The organism is Shewanella sp. GD03713 (genome assembly GCF_029843705.1).
GTDB lineage: Bacteria > Pseudomonadota > Gammaproteobacteria > Enterobacterales > Shewanellaceae > Shewanella.
Window position 1 is genome coordinate 3,123,660 of the sequence record NZ_JAOCIW010000001.1, and the last position, 19,026, is coordinate 3,142,685.

15 protein-coding genes are annotated in these 19,026 nt (G+C 46.5%); 5 read left to right on the forward strand and 10 right to left on the reverse strand.

Annotation, left to right across the window (positions count from 1 at the left end; genetic code table 11):
- Window positions 1-450: 450 nt before the first annotated feature.
- Window positions 451-2,064: an IS1634 family transposase gene (locus tag N5E87_RS13845; protein ID WP_218558478.1), complete on the reverse strand. Its 1,614-nt coding sequence runs from the start codon at window positions 2,062-2,064 to the stop codon at window positions 451-453.
- Between the two features lie 132 nt (window positions 2,065-2,196).
- Here N5E87_RS13845 and N5E87_RS13850 point away from each other — a divergent pair, with 132 nt between their 5' ends.
- A complete protein-coding gene (locus N5E87_RS13850) occupies window positions 2,197-3,750 on the forward strand; it encodes a hypothetical protein (protein ID WP_249555828.1) in 1,554 nt (517 codons plus the stop codon).
- A gap of 75 nt (window positions 3,751-3,825) precedes the next feature.
- Here N5E87_RS13850 and oleD read toward each other — a convergent pair whose 3' ends face one another.
- The 5 genes from oleD to N5E87_RS13875 form a co-directional block, all read right to left on the reverse strand.
- Window positions 3,826-4,953, reverse strand: a complete 1,128-nt coding sequence (gene oleD, locus N5E87_RS13855; RefSeq protein WP_069454655.1) for a 2-alkyl-3-oxoalkanoate reductase — start codon at window positions 4,951-4,953, stop codon at window positions 3,826-3,828.
- A gap of 141 nt (window positions 4,954-5,094) precedes the next feature.
- Window positions 5,095-6,921, reverse strand: a complete 1,827-nt coding sequence (gene oleC / locus N5E87_RS13860) for an olefin beta-lactone synthetase (protein ID WP_086904744.1) — start codon at window positions 6,919-6,921, stop codon at window positions 5,095-5,097.
- The gene (locus tag N5E87_RS13865) at window positions 6,921-7,883 is read right to left on the reverse strand and encodes an alpha/beta fold hydrolase (protein WP_069454653.1); all 963 of its coding nucleotides are present in this window, start codon (window positions 7,881-7,883) and stop codon (window positions 6,921-6,923) included. Before N5E87_RS13865 ends, oleC begins: the two co-directional genes overlap by 1 nt.
- Before the next feature lie 170 nt (window positions 7,884-8,053).
- Entirely contained in the window at window positions 8,054-9,103 is a 1,050-nt protein-coding gene (locus N5E87_RS13870; RefSeq protein ID WP_086904745.1) for a 3-oxoacyl-ACP synthase III, read from the reverse strand.
- Between the two features lie 254 nt (window positions 9,104-9,357).
- Window positions 9,358-10,728 (reverse strand): methyltransferase, encoded by a 1,371-nt coding sequence (locus N5E87_RS13875; protein WP_086904746.1) that lies wholly within the window; start codon window positions 10,726-10,728, stop codon window positions 9,358-9,360.
- A 279-nt stretch (window positions 10,729-11,007) separates the two neighbouring features.
- Between N5E87_RS13875 and N5E87_RS13880 the strand changes: the two genes are divergently transcribed.
- Window positions 11,008-11,241: a DUF1289 domain-containing protein gene (locus tag N5E87_RS13880; protein WP_011717600.1), complete on the forward strand. Its 234-nt coding sequence runs from the start codon at window positions 11,008-11,010 to the stop codon at window positions 11,239-11,241.
- Between the two features lie 26 nt (window positions 11,242-11,267).
- Here N5E87_RS13880 and N5E87_RS13885 read toward each other — a convergent pair whose 3' ends face one another.
- The 3 genes from N5E87_RS13885 to N5E87_RS13895 form a co-directional block, all read right to left on the reverse strand.
- Window positions 11,268-11,630 (reverse strand): YajD family HNH nuclease, encoded by a 363-nt coding sequence (locus N5E87_RS13885; RefSeq protein ID WP_011717601.1) that lies wholly within the window; start codon window positions 11,628-11,630, stop codon window positions 11,268-11,270.
- Between the two features lie 88 nt (window positions 11,631-11,718).
- Window positions 11,719-13,695 (reverse strand): BCCT family transporter, encoded by a 1,977-nt coding sequence (locus N5E87_RS13890; protein ID WP_086904747.1) that lies wholly within the window; start codon window positions 13,693-13,695, stop codon window positions 11,719-11,721.
- Window positions 13,696-14,349: 654 nt separating this feature from the next.
- Window positions 14,350-14,955, reverse strand: coding sequence for a DUF502 domain-containing protein (locus N5E87_RS13895; protein WP_011717603.1), 606 nt, complete (start codon window positions 14,953-14,955; stop codon window positions 14,350-14,352).
- Between the two features lie 425 nt (window positions 14,956-15,380).
- On the opposite strand from N5E87_RS13895, the gene N5E87_RS13900 reads away from it, so the two are divergent.
- A complete protein-coding gene (locus N5E87_RS13900; RefSeq protein ID WP_086904539.1) occupies window positions 15,381-15,776 on the forward strand; it encodes a VOC family protein in 396 nt (131 codons plus the stop codon).
- A 50-nt stretch (window positions 15,777-15,826) separates the two neighbouring features.
- Here the strand turns inward: N5E87_RS13900 and N5E87_RS13905 are convergent, their stop codons facing one another.
- Entirely contained in the window at window positions 15,827-16,714 is an 888-nt protein-coding gene (locus tag N5E87_RS13905) for a LysR family transcriptional regulator (protein ID WP_086904540.1), read from the reverse strand.
- 93 nt (window positions 16,715-16,807) lie between these two features.
- Between N5E87_RS13905 and N5E87_RS13910 the strand changes: the two genes are divergently transcribed.
- Both N5E87_RS13910 and N5E87_RS13915 read left to right on the forward strand, forming a co-directional pair.
- Complete coding sequence (locus N5E87_RS13910) at window positions 16,808-17,737, forward strand: DMT family transporter (protein WP_086904541.1); 930 nt, start codon at window positions 16,808-16,810, stop codon at window positions 17,735-17,737.
- Between the two features lie 498 nt (window positions 17,738-18,235).
- On the forward strand, window positions 18,236-18,826 hold the full coding sequence (locus N5E87_RS13915; protein WP_086904542.1) for a hypothetical protein: 591 nt from the start codon (window positions 18,236-18,238) through the stop codon (window positions 18,824-18,826).
- The last annotated feature ends 200 nt before the right edge of the window (window positions 18,827-19,026 follow it).

Genomic DNA, 19,026 nt, shown 5'->3' on the forward strand with positions numbered 1-19,026 from the left:
TCCTGTAATGCAACTGAAAAAGTAAATATACACAAAACACTTATCAAATACACAATGCATGTATCATCTCAAACAATGATACAGTAGAAATATTTTGAAAGAGGTAAATAGTCATTGATTAATAATCAAACGACACTAAATAACTGACCATATATGTTTAGAATAATCGTTTGCTGCACTCGTGCTGTTTCTAAGAGTAGTATTGAGTTCACATCCTAGTCTGAGCCTTGCCACGTCTGACTCTGCCACCAAATTGTGGTAACGCTTGACACTGCAAGATTTTCGGCATGATATATCGCACAATTAGGATCAGTTATTATCTGAATTCTGAGTTTAACTTTTCTAACACTGAACCATACCAAAATTTTCCCAACAAAACATAAAACTATGTACAATTAAGCAGAAAAATAGTATAAAAATTTATCAAATATCCGACATTCCGCACCTGATTTAGGAATAAATTTGCCGATAGCGTTCACCTAACACGTCGAGAATGATCTGCTGGTCGGCCGTTAGCCCCGTGACCTGAGGTGGCGCCTCTCCTAACTGGTACTCGTGTACCCCGCCAAAGCGTAAAAAGATCCAGCGCGCAGTTGGTTTTTGCGTGGGTTTCTTTTTCATGTCCGCCACACTGCGATTCTGCTCTACTAAGCCCTGCCGGATACGGTGCTCCAGCGCCGCATAAATCATCAGGCTACAGGTCATCACCATCAGTAATGCTTCGATACGTTCTGGTTTTTTAAGATACAACGACGAGGTTAAAAATTCGGGACTTTTCAGAAAGCGAAACCCACGCTCGACGTTCTGCTGGGCTTTATAGATTGCCAACAGCTCAGCCATGGTGAGCGTTTCACTGTGATCATTGGTCGCGAGGATGAACACCCCAGTCTGGTTGCGTGCCTCTGCTACCCGCGCCAAGCTACTTGCGGCTAACCCCTTGATGTGAAATTGGTAGCTCACCGGCACTTCACCCTTTTGCGGCCTTCCGCGCCCAGCATAGAGAGGTTCACTCACGACCTCTGCTTCCAGTTGCAGCAGATTTAAGTTGGCTGCAAAACGGGCTAATTCAGCCTGCGCATCGGCCTCGCAGGCAAAACGCTGAGCACATAATTTGCCAAAGGCTTTCAGCTCACGCGTGCTGTCTTTCAGTAGGTTTTTGGCTAATGTTTGCTGCTCACGGTGGCTAGCCTGTTCGCTGCGCACCAGCAACCAACGCTGCGCGACGTCGGCATAATTGGCGCTTTGCCAACAGCCATGATAGCCATTGCCCAGCGCAACCAGCGACTGGGTGCCAATGGTTGCCACGGCTCGCTTGGCCTCATTGAGGGTGACAGGCACACGAGTCACGAACAACTGTTGCTGTTGTGCCAGTAGTTGCAAGGTGTCGGTGCAATACAGCGCCGCATCGCCGACCAGATAACGACTCTCCTGCGCGGCCTTGAGACTGCTCAAGTGGCGCCGTACGGTCTGGGCAAAGGCCTTGGTATCATTACTATTGCCACTCAAGGCTTGCATATAAATGGGCAGGCCGGCTTGATTTTCGCAGATAAGTTCCAGGATAACCTGGTTTAGCTCTGGCCGGTGGTCGCGGCTGTAGCCCCGTACCAATTGCAACTTACCGAGCTGTTCGCCATCGACTTGGTCATAGGCACCATCGACGTGGAAACTGGTGATATCGAGGTGTACTGCGGTACTTTTGAGCTCCAATCGCTCGACGACCTGTTCCGCCATCACCTGATAAAGCGTGCTGACATCGGCCTCAAAGAGGGCATCAAGGCAGCGGCCGAGCACGTCATCATTTAGGTCATCGGCACAGATCCCAGGGCCAATCAGACGCTCTACAGGCTTGTTGGCAAAGAATTGCGGGAACATGTGCAAGGTGGAGCTATGAAAGCCAAGACCATTCAGAATCATCGCCACCAAGGCTTCACCATGTGAAACTTTGTAGGGCGGCGTTTTGGGGAGCACCGCATCAATCATGCGAGCAATGCCGAGTTCTTGGCAGAGTGCAGCGACCAAACCAAGGTGGTCGAGGTTACGAATAGCGATAGCGGGAGTGGCCATAATGATCTACCTGCAAAAAGTAGTAATAGATCAGAATGGCCGATCGCCGTCAAGTTTTTTTAAATCGAAAATTAGGTGCGGAATGACGGAAATATGCCTACCTTACAAAAATCACTAAAATAGGGAAACTTAATGAATTTTTCAAATGACATAATTCTTACTATAGATTTAATATTTATCGAAGCTAAATTAGATAACGAATCTTTTTCATACTTGAGCACGTTAAAATCGGCTTATGAACAGATTGATGAGTACAATAAAGAACAAGTGATACAACACTATCTTACAAATCAACCACCGATAGACAACTTAAATGCCTTGTACTTCTTTTTATTTGACTTAACAAAAAACTCTAGATTTTTAGAAAAAATTATCAATTCATGCCCACCAAACATGTCACCTCAAAGCTTTTACGAGATATATTGGAATATTGGAAATCGTTTATTTACAAACTCAACCCCGGTTAATACAACATCATTAAGAAATATCTTTAAAAATTTATCTAATGACATGAATAATTGGTTAAAACTATATAAATATAAAAACAAAAAAAATGTTAATCAGGTTAAAAACATTGTCATATTAAGTCCACAAATTCTTGGAATGAGACATTCCCCAACCAGAGAATCTTTCAACATTGCATGCCACTTAGAAACTTATCATAATTGTAATGTAACAATCATTAATTCAAATGGATTCAACTATCACAATACTCTTGGATTAATAAACCCCACAGGATTTAATGTCAATAAAGATTTAAATGGAACATCAGAGCTAAATATTAACTATATGCAATTTAAAGATAAGAAAATTAAAATAATATCTATTGAGAAACAGATGATGTCATCAAGAAAGGTATTAGATATTTTAGACACTCTTAAATCATTAGATACAGATGCAGTTATTTCACATGGTGAAAATCTTTTAGTTCAGGAGGCTATATTTGGAATTTACCCATCGATATTTGCAACCACTGGTGGTGTAGTCCCATTTGCACACTGCGATAGCTATTTTGTTCCTGGGAGCCTTTTCGATGATAACCATAGAGAGCTAGCATCTAAATATGAACATAATGACTTTATGCTCGAGAATATGTTGGTCACTCCAGAGGGAAAGGCTGACATTCCCGCCTCAAAAGAAAAATTGGGTCTGGATAATAATTCTTTCATTTATTTAGTAGTAAGCACTAGGATGGATAGAGAAGTAACCCCTGAGTTTATCGAAATTTGCAACGGTCTTATTAAAAGCAACGAAAATGCACATATTATTTTCTCTGGTACAGACAGTTTTAGTCTTTCAAGTAATTTTGACGCTGAATTAATTGATAGAAAAAAAGTGATAAACATTGGATTTCAAGATGACTTAGCATCTGTTTGTTTGATGGCTGATGTTTATTTGAATCCTAAAAGAATTGGTGGAGGCACAAGCTCTCAAACAGCAATAATAAATGGCTTACCCGTAGTGACATTAAACTATGGGCATATAAGTAACATAGTCCCAGAGGAACGTAGATTTAGCAATTGGAAAGAATATATGCAGTATGCACTTGAACTACAGAATGATAATTTCTTACAATCTGAAACTAATTTATTCTCCTCTCATTTCCATACAAACATGAATAGTCAATTACAAATTGAAAAAATATATAACAAACTGTGTGACATTGCGATAAGAAAATACTCTTAGTCAGTAAATGGAATGCGTTTAACCAATCAAATTTAAACGCATTCATTTTTACATTTCTATTTAATAATCAAACATCTATAACGAAGCTTTTAATCGACATATACCTTGGTCTATTGTCACCAGTGTACGATAACCTAAATCTCGTTTTGCCGCGCTGATATCGAAATAATGGCTACAGGAAAGCTGTTTAGCGACAAAGCGCGTCATGATCGGCTCTTCTTGCTTATTCAGCAGTCGATACGCCGTTTCTAACACAGCGCCCACCACATAGGCTAGGGTCTGTGGCACCCGCGCGGTCACAGGCGGCAGCCCATCACAGGCTAGGATGAGGTTCAGCATCTTGGCCATAGTCACAGGCTCGTCGTTACTGACAAAATAGGCTTTCCCTTGGCATTTAGGGGAGACTTGGCAAAGCTCCACGGCCGCCAGAATATGAGCATAGGCAGCGTTATCGATATATATGGTATCGACCAGTTTATCCTCGCGCCCCACCAGCTTGAGCTTACCTAAACGACCACGGGCGAGCACCCGAGGCACCAGGTGCGGATCATTGGGTCCCCAAATCAAATGCGGCCGCAGGGCGACTGTCTTTAAGGCATATGCTGATGCGGTTATCGATGCTTGATTGGCATCGAGCATCATCTTCTCGGCAATCGCCTTGGAATGGGCATAATAATTTAAAAAGCGGCTGGCGTAGGGCGTCGATTCATCGATACCGGATTCATCCTCGCCCGCAAAGGTCACGCTAGGGGTGCTGGTATAGACTAATTTACTGATTTTAAGCGCTTTACAAGCAGCAATCACATTAGCGGCGCCCTTCACATTGGGGCAAAAATAACTGTCTCTGTCGCCCCAAACACCCGCTTTTGAGGCCACATGGAACACGATATCGCAGCCCTGCATCGCCTGTTTGACTTGCTCAGGATTGGCTAAATCCCCCTGCACCATAGTCACACCAAAGGCATCAAGCTCAGGGTAATGGCCACGGGCAAAACCAGTCACCTTAATCCCAGCCGCGACCAAACGTAGGCAAATGGCCTTACCCAAAAAACCACCCGCACCAGTCACAAAGGCATGGCTGACCTTAGCCGCCAAGGCATGAAGCGCGGCTTGCTCACGCGGGTCAAAGCCTGCTTGAGCGAGGTTATCACCACGGCCAGTTTGTGTCGCATCGGCTTGAAGAACAGCAGGATTGTCAGTCATATCGCATTCCGTGACAGTGAGTGTCATCTTAGTATTCAATTCAGTGATTAAGTGAACAAGGCACAACTCGCGGCAAAACGTACCACGAACAAACGGTCGAAAGTTCGACCCTATTTAAGTTAAAAATGAGCTAAATTGAAATCAGCCTTTGGTTTGCGATTGCGCCCAAACGGCTAATTTTTCTCTAAATATTTTGGCATTGTGGCGCACATCCACGGGGAAATCGGGATGAATGAGAAAACGTCTAATCCCCTGAGTTTGGCTATACTGCTCGGCAATCGCCATCAACTCTTGATACAGCTGCGCGCTCTTATTGCACACCAAGGATTGGTCAAGCTCGATGCAGATGAGTGGTTCAATCTCACTCACGCCACCTTGCCCCTTCACTTTGATCCCCACTAATGCCGAACGTTTCACATTCGGATGGGTATTAAAAATACGCTCACTCGGAATGGAATAGTAACGTTTAATACACCGCCCGCCTTGGGTGGCATCCACTCTATGGGCTTTGCGGCCACACATCCACAACCGGCCACTGTCGTCCAGATAGCCAAGGTCGCCCATGCGATGCCTGAAGGTTTGCAGCTCGCGGTCCCAGATTTTGGCCGCCGTCGTTGCCGTTTCGCGGCGATAATAGGACTGGCTCACCATAGGGCCTGTTACCACTATTTCGCCAATTTCCCCCGGGTTAAGACGCAGGCCATTATCCCACTCAGGAATATCAGCTTCAGTGATGGCGATAATCTCGATACTCACGCCATCGATGGCGCGGCCGACACAAATCCCACCGCCATTGTCCGTGGTTTGAGTCGTGGTAAATAGCTCATCGCTGGCGATCATGCTGATGGGTAAGGATTCGGTGGCGCCGTAGGAATTGAGTACGGGCACGCCGTCACAGAGCATTTTGCTAAAACGGGCAATCGAGGCAATGGTCGCGGGCGCGCCAGCGGAAATCACGCGTTTCACACTGCTGAGTTTGTGCTGCTTTTTCGATTCGGTTTGCTCACCAGCGCGGCCTAAACGCTCAAGCAAGGCCGGATTAACAAAGATATTGCTGCATTGATATTTCTCAATAGCGGCAAATAAAAATTCAGGATTGGCCGTAATTGGTTTGCTGGCATCCATCTCAGGTACAATCGATGCCATACCGAGCGCTGGACCAAAGAGGGAAAATAGCGGGAATGTCGCCAAATCACGCTCGCCGTGTGCAATGCCATAATCCTGCTTTAGCGCCTGAATTTGCGCCTCAAACATGCCGTGACTATAGACAACGCCTTTTGGCGTCCCCGTGCTGCCACTGGTAAACAGAATCGCCGCCATCTCATCATGCTCTAACAGCGCCATCGGATACTCAGCCTGTTCCGGCAATTTAGCCACAGATGACTTAGCTGTAGACGGCTTAGCTGTTGATAAGAGTATCGACGCTAAACTTGGCGCGCCCGTGAGTAAGCGCGATAGCGTGCCAGCAAGCCCGCTGGGATTGCCATCCACATTGATAAGATGCTGCACGCTGCCCTTACCCCAGCCTAATAAGCGTCTGGCGATATGGGCTTTAGGAATACCGATAAAGGCATCGGGCGCAGCTTCAATAAAACATTGCTTAAGGTTTTTAATCCCCATGCCAGGGTCAACCAGCACGGGAATAATCCCAGCCTTGAACAAAGCGAAAGTTAACGCAAAAAAATCCAGACTCGGGGTGACCATCAGCACTGCCTTCATCCCCCGCGTCAGTCCATGGGCATTGAGCGCGAAGGCGATGGCATCGCTTTGTTTATCGAGGCTAATAAAGTCGAGTTCTTGGTAAGTCAGATTGGCAAGGGATTTACCCTTGCCCTGTTGCACCGCAACCGCGAGATGATGGGGAATGTGATGGGCGGCCTGCTTTAAATGCCGACAGATATTGGCATCGCTTGCTTGCTCGACGCTAGATGTCCCACGGCCGAGCTGCGCATCCTCCACCCTAACCATTAATGTGCGGCCTGTGGCGCTTGAGTCTCAGTCTCAGACTCTGTGACCTGTCCCATTTCAACGGACTGCACTTCAGGCTCTTGCGTTTGCGCCTCCGCCATAAAGTGTTTGATATGGGTAATCACTTCATCGCTCGCATCTTCGAGGATATAGTGACCACAATCGGCAAATTCATGCACCTTAGCATGGGGCATATGTTCGCGCCATTTGGCTAAAAAGTGCTTATCGAACACAAAGTCCTGTAAACCCCAGCAAATCAGTGTCGGCACCTTGGCAAACTTTGGCAGACTGGCGGCGATATCCGACACCAGTTGATAGTTTCTGTCACCCGGTTTTAACGGAATATCCTGCACAAAGCGCAGGGTAGAAATCCGATTTGCCCATGAGTTAAACGGCGCAACATAGGCCTCGCGGATGTACTTGGACATCGGCTGACGCTTTACCCCGACATAGGAGGCAATAGATGAAAAGGCATTAAAACCACGCACTAACACTGTGCCGAGCAGCGTATTACGGCAGATCCACAACGCCAGCGGTAAAGGCTTAGTCTCGGGTAAATGGAAGGCGCCAGTATTTAAAATCACCAGACGTTTAATTCGCTCAGGGTAACGCGCCGCGTAGCCCATGCCAATCATGCCGCCCCAGTCGTGGACGACTAAGGTAATGTTTTCGTTTACCTTTAGGCTATCGAGCAGCGCCTCTAAATCATCAATGCGATTCTTAAGGGTGTAGTTGTAACCGCTGTCATCCGGCTTATCCGACAGGCCACAACCAATATGGTCGGGCACGATACACTGGTGAGTATCCTTAAGGGCACTCACGAGATTACGGTAATAAAAACTCCAACTAGGATTACCGTGCACCATGACCACAGGTTCACCTTGGCCTTCATTGATGTAATGCAGCTTGTTGCCATTACGGCTAAGAAAATGACGTTTAAACGGCAACAGAGTGTCTAACATGACGCTTCCTATCTTTTGTTCTAATTGTTTTTGTATTGGTAGCCTGTGCAGGTAAATTCGCCTTTACCTCTGCTCATTGCTAATGCCCATCGCTAAACCAATAAGCATAAAAATGCCCTAGCAAACCTTGCGCTCAAGCGTCGGCTAAGGCAGATAACAATCTTGGAAAACTACCACTTAATGCCCAGCATCATGCAGTTCAAACCACTGCCGATACCTAAAAAGCTCACCTGATCCCCTGGGCGTAAAAAGCCTTGATCGTGTGCCATGGCCGCAGTTACGGGTAAAGAAACTGTGCCCATATTGCCAAGTAGTTGATATGTTGGGAATTCTTTTTCAGGCGGAATATTTAACGCACTCAAGACCTGTTTACGGTTTGAAGCGCCGACCTGATGACAGATCACTTTATCGACCTGTTCAACCAACCAATTCCGCTGCGAGAGGAAATGCTCCCACGTGTGTTTTGCCAGCTCGACCCCTTCTTTGAGCAAGGTCACCGCATCGGTACGCATAAACTCACGGTAAATATTGTGCCCCACTTCCTGCAAGCCCCACTGACACAGTTGATGGTGCTGCGGCGCAGATAAATGGGAGGCACCAAGCAGCTGATGCTTACGCACATTCGTCAGCGGCAAACTGCCATCGGTCAGGATCACCGCCACCGCGCCAGAGCCGCCGGTTAAGGTCGCCAGCGACTGAGCAAAATTCTGCATGGTCGGATCGGCCAGCATATTATCAATGGTCACATCGACAATATCCCGCGCCGACTCGCAGGACACCACCATGCCCGCCTTAATTTGGCCAAGCTCGATACGGTTAGCAATGTCTAAAATACCCGATAACACCCCAAGACAGGCATTGCTGATATCGTAAATCGCCGTGTCCTTCGACACACCTAATGCCGCAGCAATCCGGCAGGCAGTGGCGGGTTCGTGTTGGTCACGGCAAACGCCGGTATACACCACAGCGCCCAGTTCGGCGACTTCTATTCCCGTTTCTGCAATTGCCTTGTGCGCCGCTTTAATCGCTCCATCGGATAATTGATGCCCTTTAGGCCACCAACGGCGTTCGGTAATGCCCGTTAACGCCGCAAGTTGCCCCATAGGAATGCGAAATTTTTGATATAGAGGCGCGAGGCGAGATTCTAGCTCGCTACTGGAAACCACCACAGGTGCCAGTTCATAGGCAAGGCTATTAATAAATACGCGGGAATATTTCATGAAACTGTTTTATTCGCTCACTAAGATCACTGATCTTTTAGGTCAGTTTTTAGTTGTTATTTGTCATTAAGGCGACATTTGAACAAGAAAAGCCCGATGATTCAATAAAAAACCATCTTTCGTCTTAGACTTGTCTCACAGAGCTTATCAGCCCTTGTGCAGATCATGCCGCCTATCCGTTAATTCAAAATGAACTAATAAAGAAATACTTCATAAAAAACAGGCAAGTATGGCCTCATTATTCAGATTATTTTTCAATCGCTCGATTTTTGCGCCAAAATCAGCGCATTTCGAGGCGTCACGCTAGTTGCACAAAATTCCCTCAGGCTTACCCGATAGCCACTTTCCTGCAAAAAACAGCAACGATCGAGAATTAACCACAGCTCCAGCGCACGGCGGAATAAATGCGCGGCCAAATCGATGCGCCGGGTTAACCTTTGTCGCTGTTTGCCTATCTCAAGCCAAGCGTCAACATCACAATCTGCGGCTAAGGTAACCGCCTTTTGTGCCGCCGCCCAATGGCAAAATTCAGCAAACTCGCCGCTCAGCTGGCTTTGCTTTATGGCGGGCAAAGGTAAATAAGCATCTATGCCACGGCAACTTCGCTGCAGCGCATCAAACCCCAGCCGCCAAGCAATTTCCTGATGTCGCAACGCCTGCTGCTTGGGATTTGCGATCACGCTCTGTTGTAGAGGCAATTGCAAGTCATGGCGACTTAAACGCAGCGCGCTGTCTTTGGCGAGTGTCGATAAGCCTTGATATTGATTAGCTTGAATTAAATGGTAGCAACAAGGTGAAATCGCCAGTGCCTGTGTGCCCGCCGCTGCGGCCAATTGCAGTAAACGCACATGCAAATCGCCACAGGCATGCAGCGCCACCGCCTGTTGCTGAGCGCAAAAAGGATTGGTTTGATGAGCGGAATTGTCGCTCGTTTTATCGTTGATAGCGAAAGCATCGGCGCAAATAAAGCGCTGTGATAAATGCCATTTATCGGCAAAGGCTTGGCCCTCTTCACAGAGCATCGCCTGCCACTCTAGGCTTAACACATCCACACCACGAGCCTTGGCAATCAAACGGCCCAAGTGCCCTTTGCCCGCACACCACTCGAGCACGGGTAATCCCGCATCGGGCAAATGCTGCACAAAGGCAGTGATCTGCTCCCACTTACGGCCTTTTATATGGGCGCTAAAGTGAGCAATCTCGGTAAGATCAATACAAGGTGAAGTAGCTGTTTCAATATCGTCAGAGCTAATATCAAAGCCTATATCTGAATCAATATCTGAGCCCTGCGAAAGTTCGGCAAAGGAGGATAGAAGTAAAGACAGATCCCAGTCTAAGCCTAACGCGGCAAGATCCTGCTTGAGTGCAGGAGATAAGGCATCGACTAACGCCGATTGCTCGGCATCCAAAGTATCGAGCACGGCATCATCAAGCGCCCAAAGGGTGGTTGCAAGCCTTGAGAATTGCGCCGCCCAAGGCAGTGCTTTTGCCTCAAAGGCGCGCACTTGCCACAGGGCGCGGCTCTGCTCAAGTAGCTTATCCAACTGGATAAAGTGCGCCTTGAGCCTGTCCTGACTGTCGGATATATCCCTTGCCTGCTTATGATTATCGAGCTTAATTGCCATGCTGAATTTGCTTTACTCCGATGTGTTCCATTTGACTATTTTATTCGGCTTTACCGTCAGTTTTAAAACAGTGCCGTCATTAAGCCTTTACGAATATCAAGGTGCATTTTACTTAATATCGCTGCCCAAATGGCGGCTAAAACTGCTAGTATCGCCACAATCTTTGTCAGCCTGCTTTACTCGCTGGCATGCATGGGAGATACGCCTTCACGCAGCAACAGTTAACGCAGCGGCCTCACCCATTGAACCCGATGACGAAAACCTGTTAAGAGGAAAAGTATGCTCTCCCCCTGCGTTGCCCGCTGCGGCTTAAATGATGAAGATTATTGCATGGGCTGTTTTCGCCATATCGATGAGATTGTCGCTTGGCGCGATGCCAGCGATGCAGAACATGCCGCGATTATCGCGCAACTTCCCGCCCGCAAAGCCCATTTCGAAGGCGACGAAAATCAACAGGTGCTAAGCCGCGCTAAATGGCTGGAAGCCGAGGCACGACTTGCAAAAAAAGCCTGAAAATTTCAGGCTTTTTACTTTTATCGCTACTTTTTCATCATCGCCTTTAAATCGGCAAAGGGATTATAGGTCGCCGCCGCTTGCTTGGTTTCGGTGGTGCTACCGTAGCGGATCAGTTCTTCGAAGCGTGAATGTTCATTATCGTGGCAGTAGAGGCACAATAATTCCCAATTAGAACCATCGGATGGGTTGTTATCGTGGTTGTGATCTCTGTGGTGAACCGTCAACTCGCTTAAGTTTTTTGAGGTAAATTCGCGGGTACAGCGGCCACAGATCCAAGGATACAATTTGAGCGCTTGCTCGCGGTAACCGCCCTCACGTTTCGCACGGTATTCCCGCTCTTGGGCTAAGACTTGATCTAACTTACTCTGGCCTGGATTTGCAGACATGCTCACACCTAACTGATGACCCCTAAAAAAGTGCCCCAAGGATAATCCGAGTTATTCCTTGGGGCAATATTTCTAACACGCAAAGCGTTTAGGCGACATGTCCTTGGTCGGCATTGGACAAGTGCAAATAATGCAGATATTTCTCGTATTGGGTGACCACATCCGCCAATAGCTGCTCTTCGGTATAACCCATCACATCATAGTGTTGGCCGCCCTGCTCTAAGTACACTTCGGCGCGATAATACCAATTATTGCCCTGCTCTAACTCTTCACCGACGGGATTGACGATTTCAAAGCAGCGCATCCGCACACCATATACGAAGGGTTGATAGGCTTCATTGCTGATCACCAATCGCACTTTGCCGTCGAGATACTCAAGATCCGCCGTCAGGCCCTTGCTCATAAATTGCTGACACACCTTAGATAACGCCGGTGTCGCCACATTATTGAGGAAGATACGCGCCTCATCTTCGGTGGGATGCGACACTAAAACTTCAATACGATCCTCCCAGCTGATATTGGTCTTAGCGTATTGGACACTGGTGGTGTGGAGCTGCACGCTGTTGATCTTAAGCCAATCGTCTTTCAGCGCCTTATACAGCCCCAAACACATCAGCAGCATCACGCATAAAAATGGCATCGCACTGGCAATAGCGGCGGTTTGCAGTGCCTGTAAACCGCCCGCGATGAGCAGAACCGAGGCCACCACGCCCTGCAGCAATGCCCAAAACACCCGTTGCCAGACAGGCGCATTGTTATCGCCTCCCGAGGTCAGGTTGTCGATTACTAAGGATCCCGAGTCAGATGAGGTCACAAAAAAGGTCACCACTAAACAAATCCCTATGCCCGACAGGAGATGCGGGAAAGGCATATGTTCAAAAAACACAAACAAAGCTACGGGCACATTGGTATTCACCGCTTCGCTTAGATAGGTCGCGCCTTGATTCATAATCGCGTCGATGGCCGAGTTACCAAATACCGTCATCCACAAAAAGGTCAGCGCCGAAGGCACAAATAAAATGCCGACTAAAAACTCACGTATAGTACGGCCGCGACTCACCCGCGCAATAAAGGTGCCGACAAAAGGTGACCACGAAATCCACCAGCCCCAGTAGAGTAGCGTCCAACCGCCAAGCCAATCTTCCTTATGCTGATAGGCATACAGATTAAAGGTTTTATTAACGATATCACTGAGATAACTACCGGTATTTTGCACAAAGGCCTGCAGCAACATCACGGTTGGGCCAAGAATTAACACAATCAGCAACAGGATAAGGGCCAAGCCTAAGTTAAGCTCACTTAAGCGCTTCACCCCTTTGTCGAGCCCCGAAAATACCGACAGAGTGGCGAGTAAGGTAATGCCAATAATCAGCGACACTTGCACTGTGGTGTTATTAGGCAATTGCTCGAATAAATAGCTTAGGCCCGAGTTAACCTGCAATACCCCAAAGCCTAGGGAAGTCGCTACCCCAAACATTGTCCCCAATACCGCAAAGGTATCGACGCAGTGGCCAATCGGGCCGTGGATACGCTCACCGATTAAGGGATAGAGTGCGCTGCGGGGTAACAAGGGCAACTTATGCCGATAGGCAAAATAGGCCAAACTCAGGGCAACCACCCCGTAAATCGCCCACGCATGTATGCCCCAATGGAAGAATGTGATCTTCATGGCTTCTTTGGCGGCGGCCAAGGTTTCAGGGTTTGCATCGGGCGGCGCTAAGTAATGCATCACGGGTTCCGCGACGCCGAAGAACATCAATCCAATCCCCATCCCCGCCGAAAACAGCATAGCAATCCAGCTCTTATAGCTATAATCGGGCACAGCATGGTCGGGGCCGAGCTTAATGTCACCAAAGCGACTGACCATGACAAAGATGATAAAAATCAGAAAAATCGCCACACCAAGGATATATAACCAGCCAGCTTTGGCTTCTAGCCACGACTGCATGGATTTGAAAAAGTGATTGGCCTCGGTCGGCCAAATGGCGCAGATCATCACCATGAAGGTGATAAAAAAGACCGACGAATAAAAAACCGGTGGATTTATACTCGACTTAATAGACATAAAACTCCCTTGTATCAGGCAATTCCTATTGAAATCCCTTCAATTTTGAAGAGATAGCACAATAATAGATAACTCTTGCCTCAGCAGTATGTGATCAGGATGAAATATGCACAAATAATCCATGACAAGGACTCGCGGTCGGCAATGCCTTGTGATGTCATACTCATGTTGAAACGCTTCCTCACCTTAACCTGTTTGCGCGGCGCTTTTACGCAATAGCAAAGTCAGTAACCATTGACTAGATAAACAGCTAAACCTCTGTTGTACAATGCGCTTTCAGAACCTACCGTCCTCTCAAAGACAGCGAGCATAGACACCATGCGACCGAATCGCAGGGTTCAATCTCTATAGCGACATAATACATGTAAGCGGTTCGATATCCGTGATATCGAGGATGAGGAATGCAAAGCGCGATTAGCTACTAACGGTTAACCAGTAGCAAATAACCAGTAATAAATAACGACTCGGCCTTGCTTAAGCCCTACTGAGGCGCCTTCGAACAGAAACCACATGCTGTCGAGAACTGACTCAATAGAGACACAGATAATGCTAAACAGTATCCACTGAATTAGCATAAAAAATGGCGACCTATTAAGTCGCCACCGGATTATATCACAAAAATGTATCTATTTGACGCAAAAAACCAAAATGAACTTATTCGGCTTTAGTTTTTACCGTTGCCGCGCCCGGCGTTTGCGAAATCCCCGCCGTTAAATTGAAGCGCATCGCCTCTTCAAAAGACCAATCCACTAAAATCAAATCTTCACGTTTGACGAGACTCGTCACCCCCGCCATTTGATAACTGAGTTGGAATAACACAGGCACCCAATCCCCTTCCGGTAAGGCATCGAGCAATGGCTGTGGCGGCGTATCCGTCATAATAAAGCCCACCACAAACCCGCCATTAGCCTGTTTAACCAACACAGTTTGCTGTGTATTGGGTTTACCCTCACGGTTCATTAAGGAAGCGATATCACGAATACTGCCATAGACAGATTTAAACAACGGAAAACGCATCAGCTGACGTTCAATCCAGCCATAGAGCCACACAATAGGACTCACCGAAAACAACAGGCCTACCGCAAACACTATGGCCACGACTAAGATAAAGCCCGCGCCGACAAAATGCTGGTTAATCCCTACCAACTCTAAAATAAAAATCCCTAAACCATCTAACGATACAAACAATGACCAAAACAACCACAGGCTTAAAGCCATCGGCAGCAGGTTCATCAAGCCACGGGCTAAGGTTTTCTTCATTACAATCTCATCAAATCCAATGGGATAAAAAAAGGCATAAATTATTTACGCTAAAAAGCGCGTTAAATGCTACCACAGAGTCACTTTTGCACCAGCACTTGATGTAAGGTATGGCGCAGAACATTAGGGCGTGTTGACGTTTCGAGATTAGATTTTGTTCGTTCTGGCAAGCACATGCTCGCGAAACGAGGAATGAAGTGTAGTTATTCTACTCAAATGACGAGTGACAAAGAGCAAGGGCTTGCCAGACGAACCCTTCGGGCAGCATTTGGCTGACGTTTCTGCTGCGTTATCGTCCGTTTATGTAGAATAACTACACAGCACGGACTTTGCCTTGCATAAAAGCCAGCCAAATTACTGCAAAAATAACCATCAAACGTCAACACGCCCTAATAACAAACCGCTACGGCATCGAGGGAAAGAAAATGCGCGTGACCCGCCTAGACCATTTAGTGTTAACCGTGAAAGATATCGAGGCCAGCGTCGACTTTTATCAACGCGTGTTAGGGATGAAAAAGTCCATCTTTGGTCAAGGCCGTATCGCCTTAAGCTTTGGCGATCAAAAAATCAATCTCCACCAAGCGGGCGCCGAATTTGAACCGAAGGCAAACCTTGCCACGCCCGGCAGCGCCGATCTCTGCTTTGTGGTCAGCCACAATATCGAAGAAGTGATTAACCACTTAAACAGCCTTGAAGTTGCAATTATTGAAGGCCCAGTACTGCGCACCGGTGCCACAGGCCGCATCAACTCCGTCTATATCCGCGATCCCGATTTGAATCTATTGGAATTATCCGAATATTTGCCCGCCTGCGCGCTATAAACCCAACGCGCTCAAATGTCGGTATCTTGGCAGGCGGGATAACGCGAGCCCTAGTTAAAGTGCAATTTTACAAACTCGATAAACAGCCGCACCCGCATGGGGAGATGGTCGCGGTCCCGATATAACATGGATAAGGTGCGGGCTTTGCTACTCCAGTCAGGGAGAACATGATTCACCTCCCCCCGCGCTATCATAGGTAGCGCAAAATAATCCGGCACGTATCCGATACCTATCCCTGTTTTGATGGCGTGGGTCAGTAGCATCAGTTCATCCACCTCCAACCTGACGCCCTTATTCGGGTGATAATCAAACTCTTCGCCAGTCGTTTTATGCACCAATTGCCAAGGTATCATAGGGCGGCAAATAATGGTTGGATGACCGCATAACTTGTCTGGCGTAGTAATACTCGAAATGTCGTAGTCAGGGTGAGAGCACAAAATAAAGTGAATATGCTTTAACGGTCTGGCAATCCAATTTTCAACCACTGGATTGCCCACTCTAAACGCCACATCCATGCCTTCCGCTTCAATATCGATAAGCGAGTTTGAAAAGCTCAAATCCAACTGAATATCGGGATATTGCAACAGAAAATCATAAAAAATCGACCGCAGAAAATGAGTGCCAGAGTTGATGGGCGCGGAAATGCGGATTTTCCCCTGTGGCTGGTACTTATCCCGATGCAAATCTTCGTCAATATTATTGAGTTCATCAAACAGGGCTACAGAGCGCTCAAAATACTGCTCACCGATGCTGGTTAAGATAACGCGGTGAGCATCTCGATTAAGCAATCTCAGTTGCAAATCTGTCTCTAGCTGGCGGATACGGCGACTCAAGGTGGAGAGCGGCATACCTAAGGATTGGGCGGCCTCCTTAAAGCTCCCTGAGCGTGCCACAGCACAAAAACAGCGCAGATCGTCCAACGAATAATTAGGTTTCATTATTGGCATTTACCGTCTTACTTTTGCTTGTTTATCCAATTATTGAAATCAATACACTAAGACTCAGAATTTGACAAGTCATCCGGAGTGGCAATGAAATCTGATCCAACGATGAAAGCAGTAATCCTGCTGATTATCTGTACCTTCTTTTGGGGGAGTTGCTTTCCCATTGGTAAACAAGTATTAAGCGAAGTACATGCCTTGACCTTAGTGTTCTGGCGCTTTGTGATTGCCGCGGCCTGTCTCGCAATCTACCTCAAGCTCGTCCGCATGCCGAAATTGCACTTAAGCATCAATCAATGGCTGTGGATTATTCTGGTCAGCGCGGTAGGTATAGGCGGGCTAAACCTAGGTCTGTTTACGGGATTGGCGTCAACTAATGCGACGAACGGCTCATTAATCATGGCTCTTAGCCCGCTCATCACGTCACTAATTGCCTGTGTTGCCCTGCGAACGCTGCCATCGTTTGCCCAGTGTTTTAGTCTGCTGGTGAGTCTCACCGGTGTGCTGATGGTGATCACCAATGGGCACCTTGAAACCCTCTTCTCGATGCAGATAAACCATGGAGATAAATTAATATTCGGCGGCATGCTAGCCTGGAGTTTTTACACCTATTTCAGTCAAGGTATCAGCCGCTGGATGCCAGTCATCCCCTATACCTTTATCGGCATGTTGAGTGGCGCTGCCGTGATTGGCGCTTTATGTTTGGCATCGCCAGAGGTGCATCCCATCGCAGAGTTAGTAAATAGTTCGGCGTTAGGCATGGCTGAAGTGGTCTATATCGGCGTATTTGGTACGGTTGCAGGCTATTTGTTGTGGTTAAACGGCGTGCGCCAGTTAGGCTCAGCCAACGCAGCACTGTTTTTCAACTTTGTCCCCATCTTCTCCGTATTAACCTCGTTTATGCTCGGCCAAGCCGTGACCGAGTTTCAACTGTTAGGGATTATCGTGGTTATTGCAGGTTTACTACTGCCACGAATTTTACGGTTTAAGCGCGAGCCCAAAGTGTGCCCTGAATCCTAGCCAATCCTCAAATAACATAATCAAGGCGGGAAGTTCTCGCCTTTATTGTTGGCATTAACACTTCGGATAAGTCATTTCAGTTATTGGGACTGTTTTGCTCCCCAAAAAAAAGAGTTTCAACTAGCGATTTTATTCAAATGAGTCCACTCAAATTACCCTAGAAATTCTCAATGATAATCCTGTTTTAATCTTACCTTGTATGCGGCTAACCATGTATGACTATGGTTTTTCACTGTTATAGGTGATTTTAAGGTTGAACAATGCACATTAACTCCGCACAAATAAAGCAAAGTATATTAAATTCAATGAATTACACAAAAAATGGCATATTAATCGTTCTGATAAACACACATGTTCTTTTTTCAATATGGTACATTTAATGAAAAGCTGATAAGTTCTTTGCATACAAATAGTTAATTGTGCATATTTTCACAATTCTAACGTGATTAACGCACATACACACTAGTAAAATGTTAACACTACACCTCAAGAGTGCTTATGAACTTAAGAATAATATTTTCAATTCTAATCTCTTTATTTATTTGCGGCTGCGCAATGACCGGAAGACCTAATCTTCCGGTAGATATATCTTCAAATGATTTAAATAGAGATGGGTATGCTCTGATTGTGGGTTCGTTGTCTAGGCGTAATGCAGCGGCTATATATGATCGTTGGGGAATAAACATTAGAAAAGTGGATTCTGAAAATTTTTTTGAATTTAATATTGAAGGTAAAGCGTCTACTACAGCACCGTTTATAGCGTATGATTTCGACTATCGAGAGAGTAAATATTCTGGAAATATATTCGCCTATCTTGTTCCTGCGGGGACGTATGAAATCTACAACTACACGCTATTTCAGACGCGAGGCGAATTCTATCGACATTGGAGTCCAGAAGATAATTTGTCGATTACTTTTTCAGTAAAAGAAAACTCAATAAACTATATAGGTGAATTCGCTGCCACAGAAAATTATGACTGGAAAATTTTTGAAAACAAAAATAGAGATATTCCTATGCTTATGAAAAAATATCCCAATTTGGATTGGTCAGATGTGGTTACCAGAATACCTGATAAAAGAAACTTTTGATTAAATTATAAAACTGGACACCCAGCGTTAATAACAAGGAGGTTTATATGCCGCGCGCTCATCGCCCTCTGATAAGTTTTGAACAGCTCACGTTATATCCGATGGTTAACCTAGCGATGAGGCTCAAGTGATGACTAGCATTGCGCTGGCGAATCTTCTGTCCAATGACTCAAATAATCATCGGCGTGATAAAGAAACAA

What these genes read in the sequence shown, in the direction of transcription:
- N5E87_RS13875 (WP_086904746.1), bottom strand. Translation starts at nt 10,728, where the DNA reads ATGGCAATTAAGCTCGATAATCATAAGCAGGCAAGGGATATATCCGAC.
- N5E87_RS13890 (WP_086904747.1), bottom strand. Translation starts at nt 13,695, where the DNA reads ATGTCTATTAAGTCGAGTATAAATCCACCGGTTTTTTATTCGTCGGTC.
- N5E87_RS13885 (WP_011717601.1), bottom strand. Translation starts at nt 11,630, where the DNA reads ATGTCTGCAAATCCAGGCCAGAGTAAGTTAGATCAAGTCTTAGCCCAA.
- N5E87_RS13910 (WP_086904541.1), top strand. Translation starts at nt 16,808, where the DNA reads ATGAAATCTGATCCAACGATGAAAGCAGTAATCCTGCTGATTATCTGT.
- N5E87_RS13900 (WP_086904539.1), top strand. Translation starts at nt 15,381, where the DNA reads ATGCGCGTGACCCGCCTAGACCATTTAGTGTTAACCGTGAAAGATATC.
- oleC (WP_086904744.1), bottom strand. Translation starts at nt 6,921, where the DNA reads ATGGTTAGGGTGGAGGATGCGCAGCTCGGCCGTGGGACATCTAGCGTC.
- N5E87_RS13895 (WP_011717603.1), bottom strand. Translation starts at nt 14,955, where the DNA reads ATGAAGAAAACCTTAGCCCGTGGCTTGATGAACCTGCTGCCGATGGCT.
- N5E87_RS13880 (WP_011717600.1), top strand. Translation starts at nt 11,008, where the DNA reads ATGCTCTCCCCCTGCGTTGCCCGCTGCGGCTTAAATGATGAAGATTAT.
- oleD (WP_069454655.1), bottom strand. Translation starts at nt 4,953, where the DNA reads ATGACTGACAATCCTGCTGTTCTTCAAGCCGATGCGACACAAACTGGC.
- N5E87_RS13870 (WP_086904745.1), bottom strand. Translation starts at nt 9,103, where the DNA reads ATGAAATATTCCCGCGTATTTATTAATAGCCTTGCCTATGAACTGGCA.
- N5E87_RS13915 (WP_086904542.1), top strand. Translation starts at nt 18,236, where the DNA reads ATGAACTTAAGAATAATATTTTCAATTCTAATCTCTTTATTTATTTGC.
- N5E87_RS13865 (WP_069454653.1), bottom strand. Translation starts at nt 7,883, where the DNA reads ATGTTAGACACTCTGTTGCCGTTTAAACGTCATTTTCTTAGCCGTAAT.
- N5E87_RS13850 (WP_249555828.1), top strand. Translation starts at nt 2,197, where the DNA reads ATGAATTTTTCAAATGACATAATTCTTACTATAGATTTAATATTTATC.
- N5E87_RS13905 (WP_086904540.1), bottom strand. Translation starts at nt 16,714, where the DNA reads ATGAAACCTAATTATTCGTTGGACGATCTGCGCTGTTTTTGTGCTGTG.
- N5E87_RS13845 (WP_218558478.1), bottom strand. Translation starts at nt 2,064, where the DNA reads ATGGCCACTCCCGCTATCGCTATTCGTAACCTCGACCACCTTGGTTTG.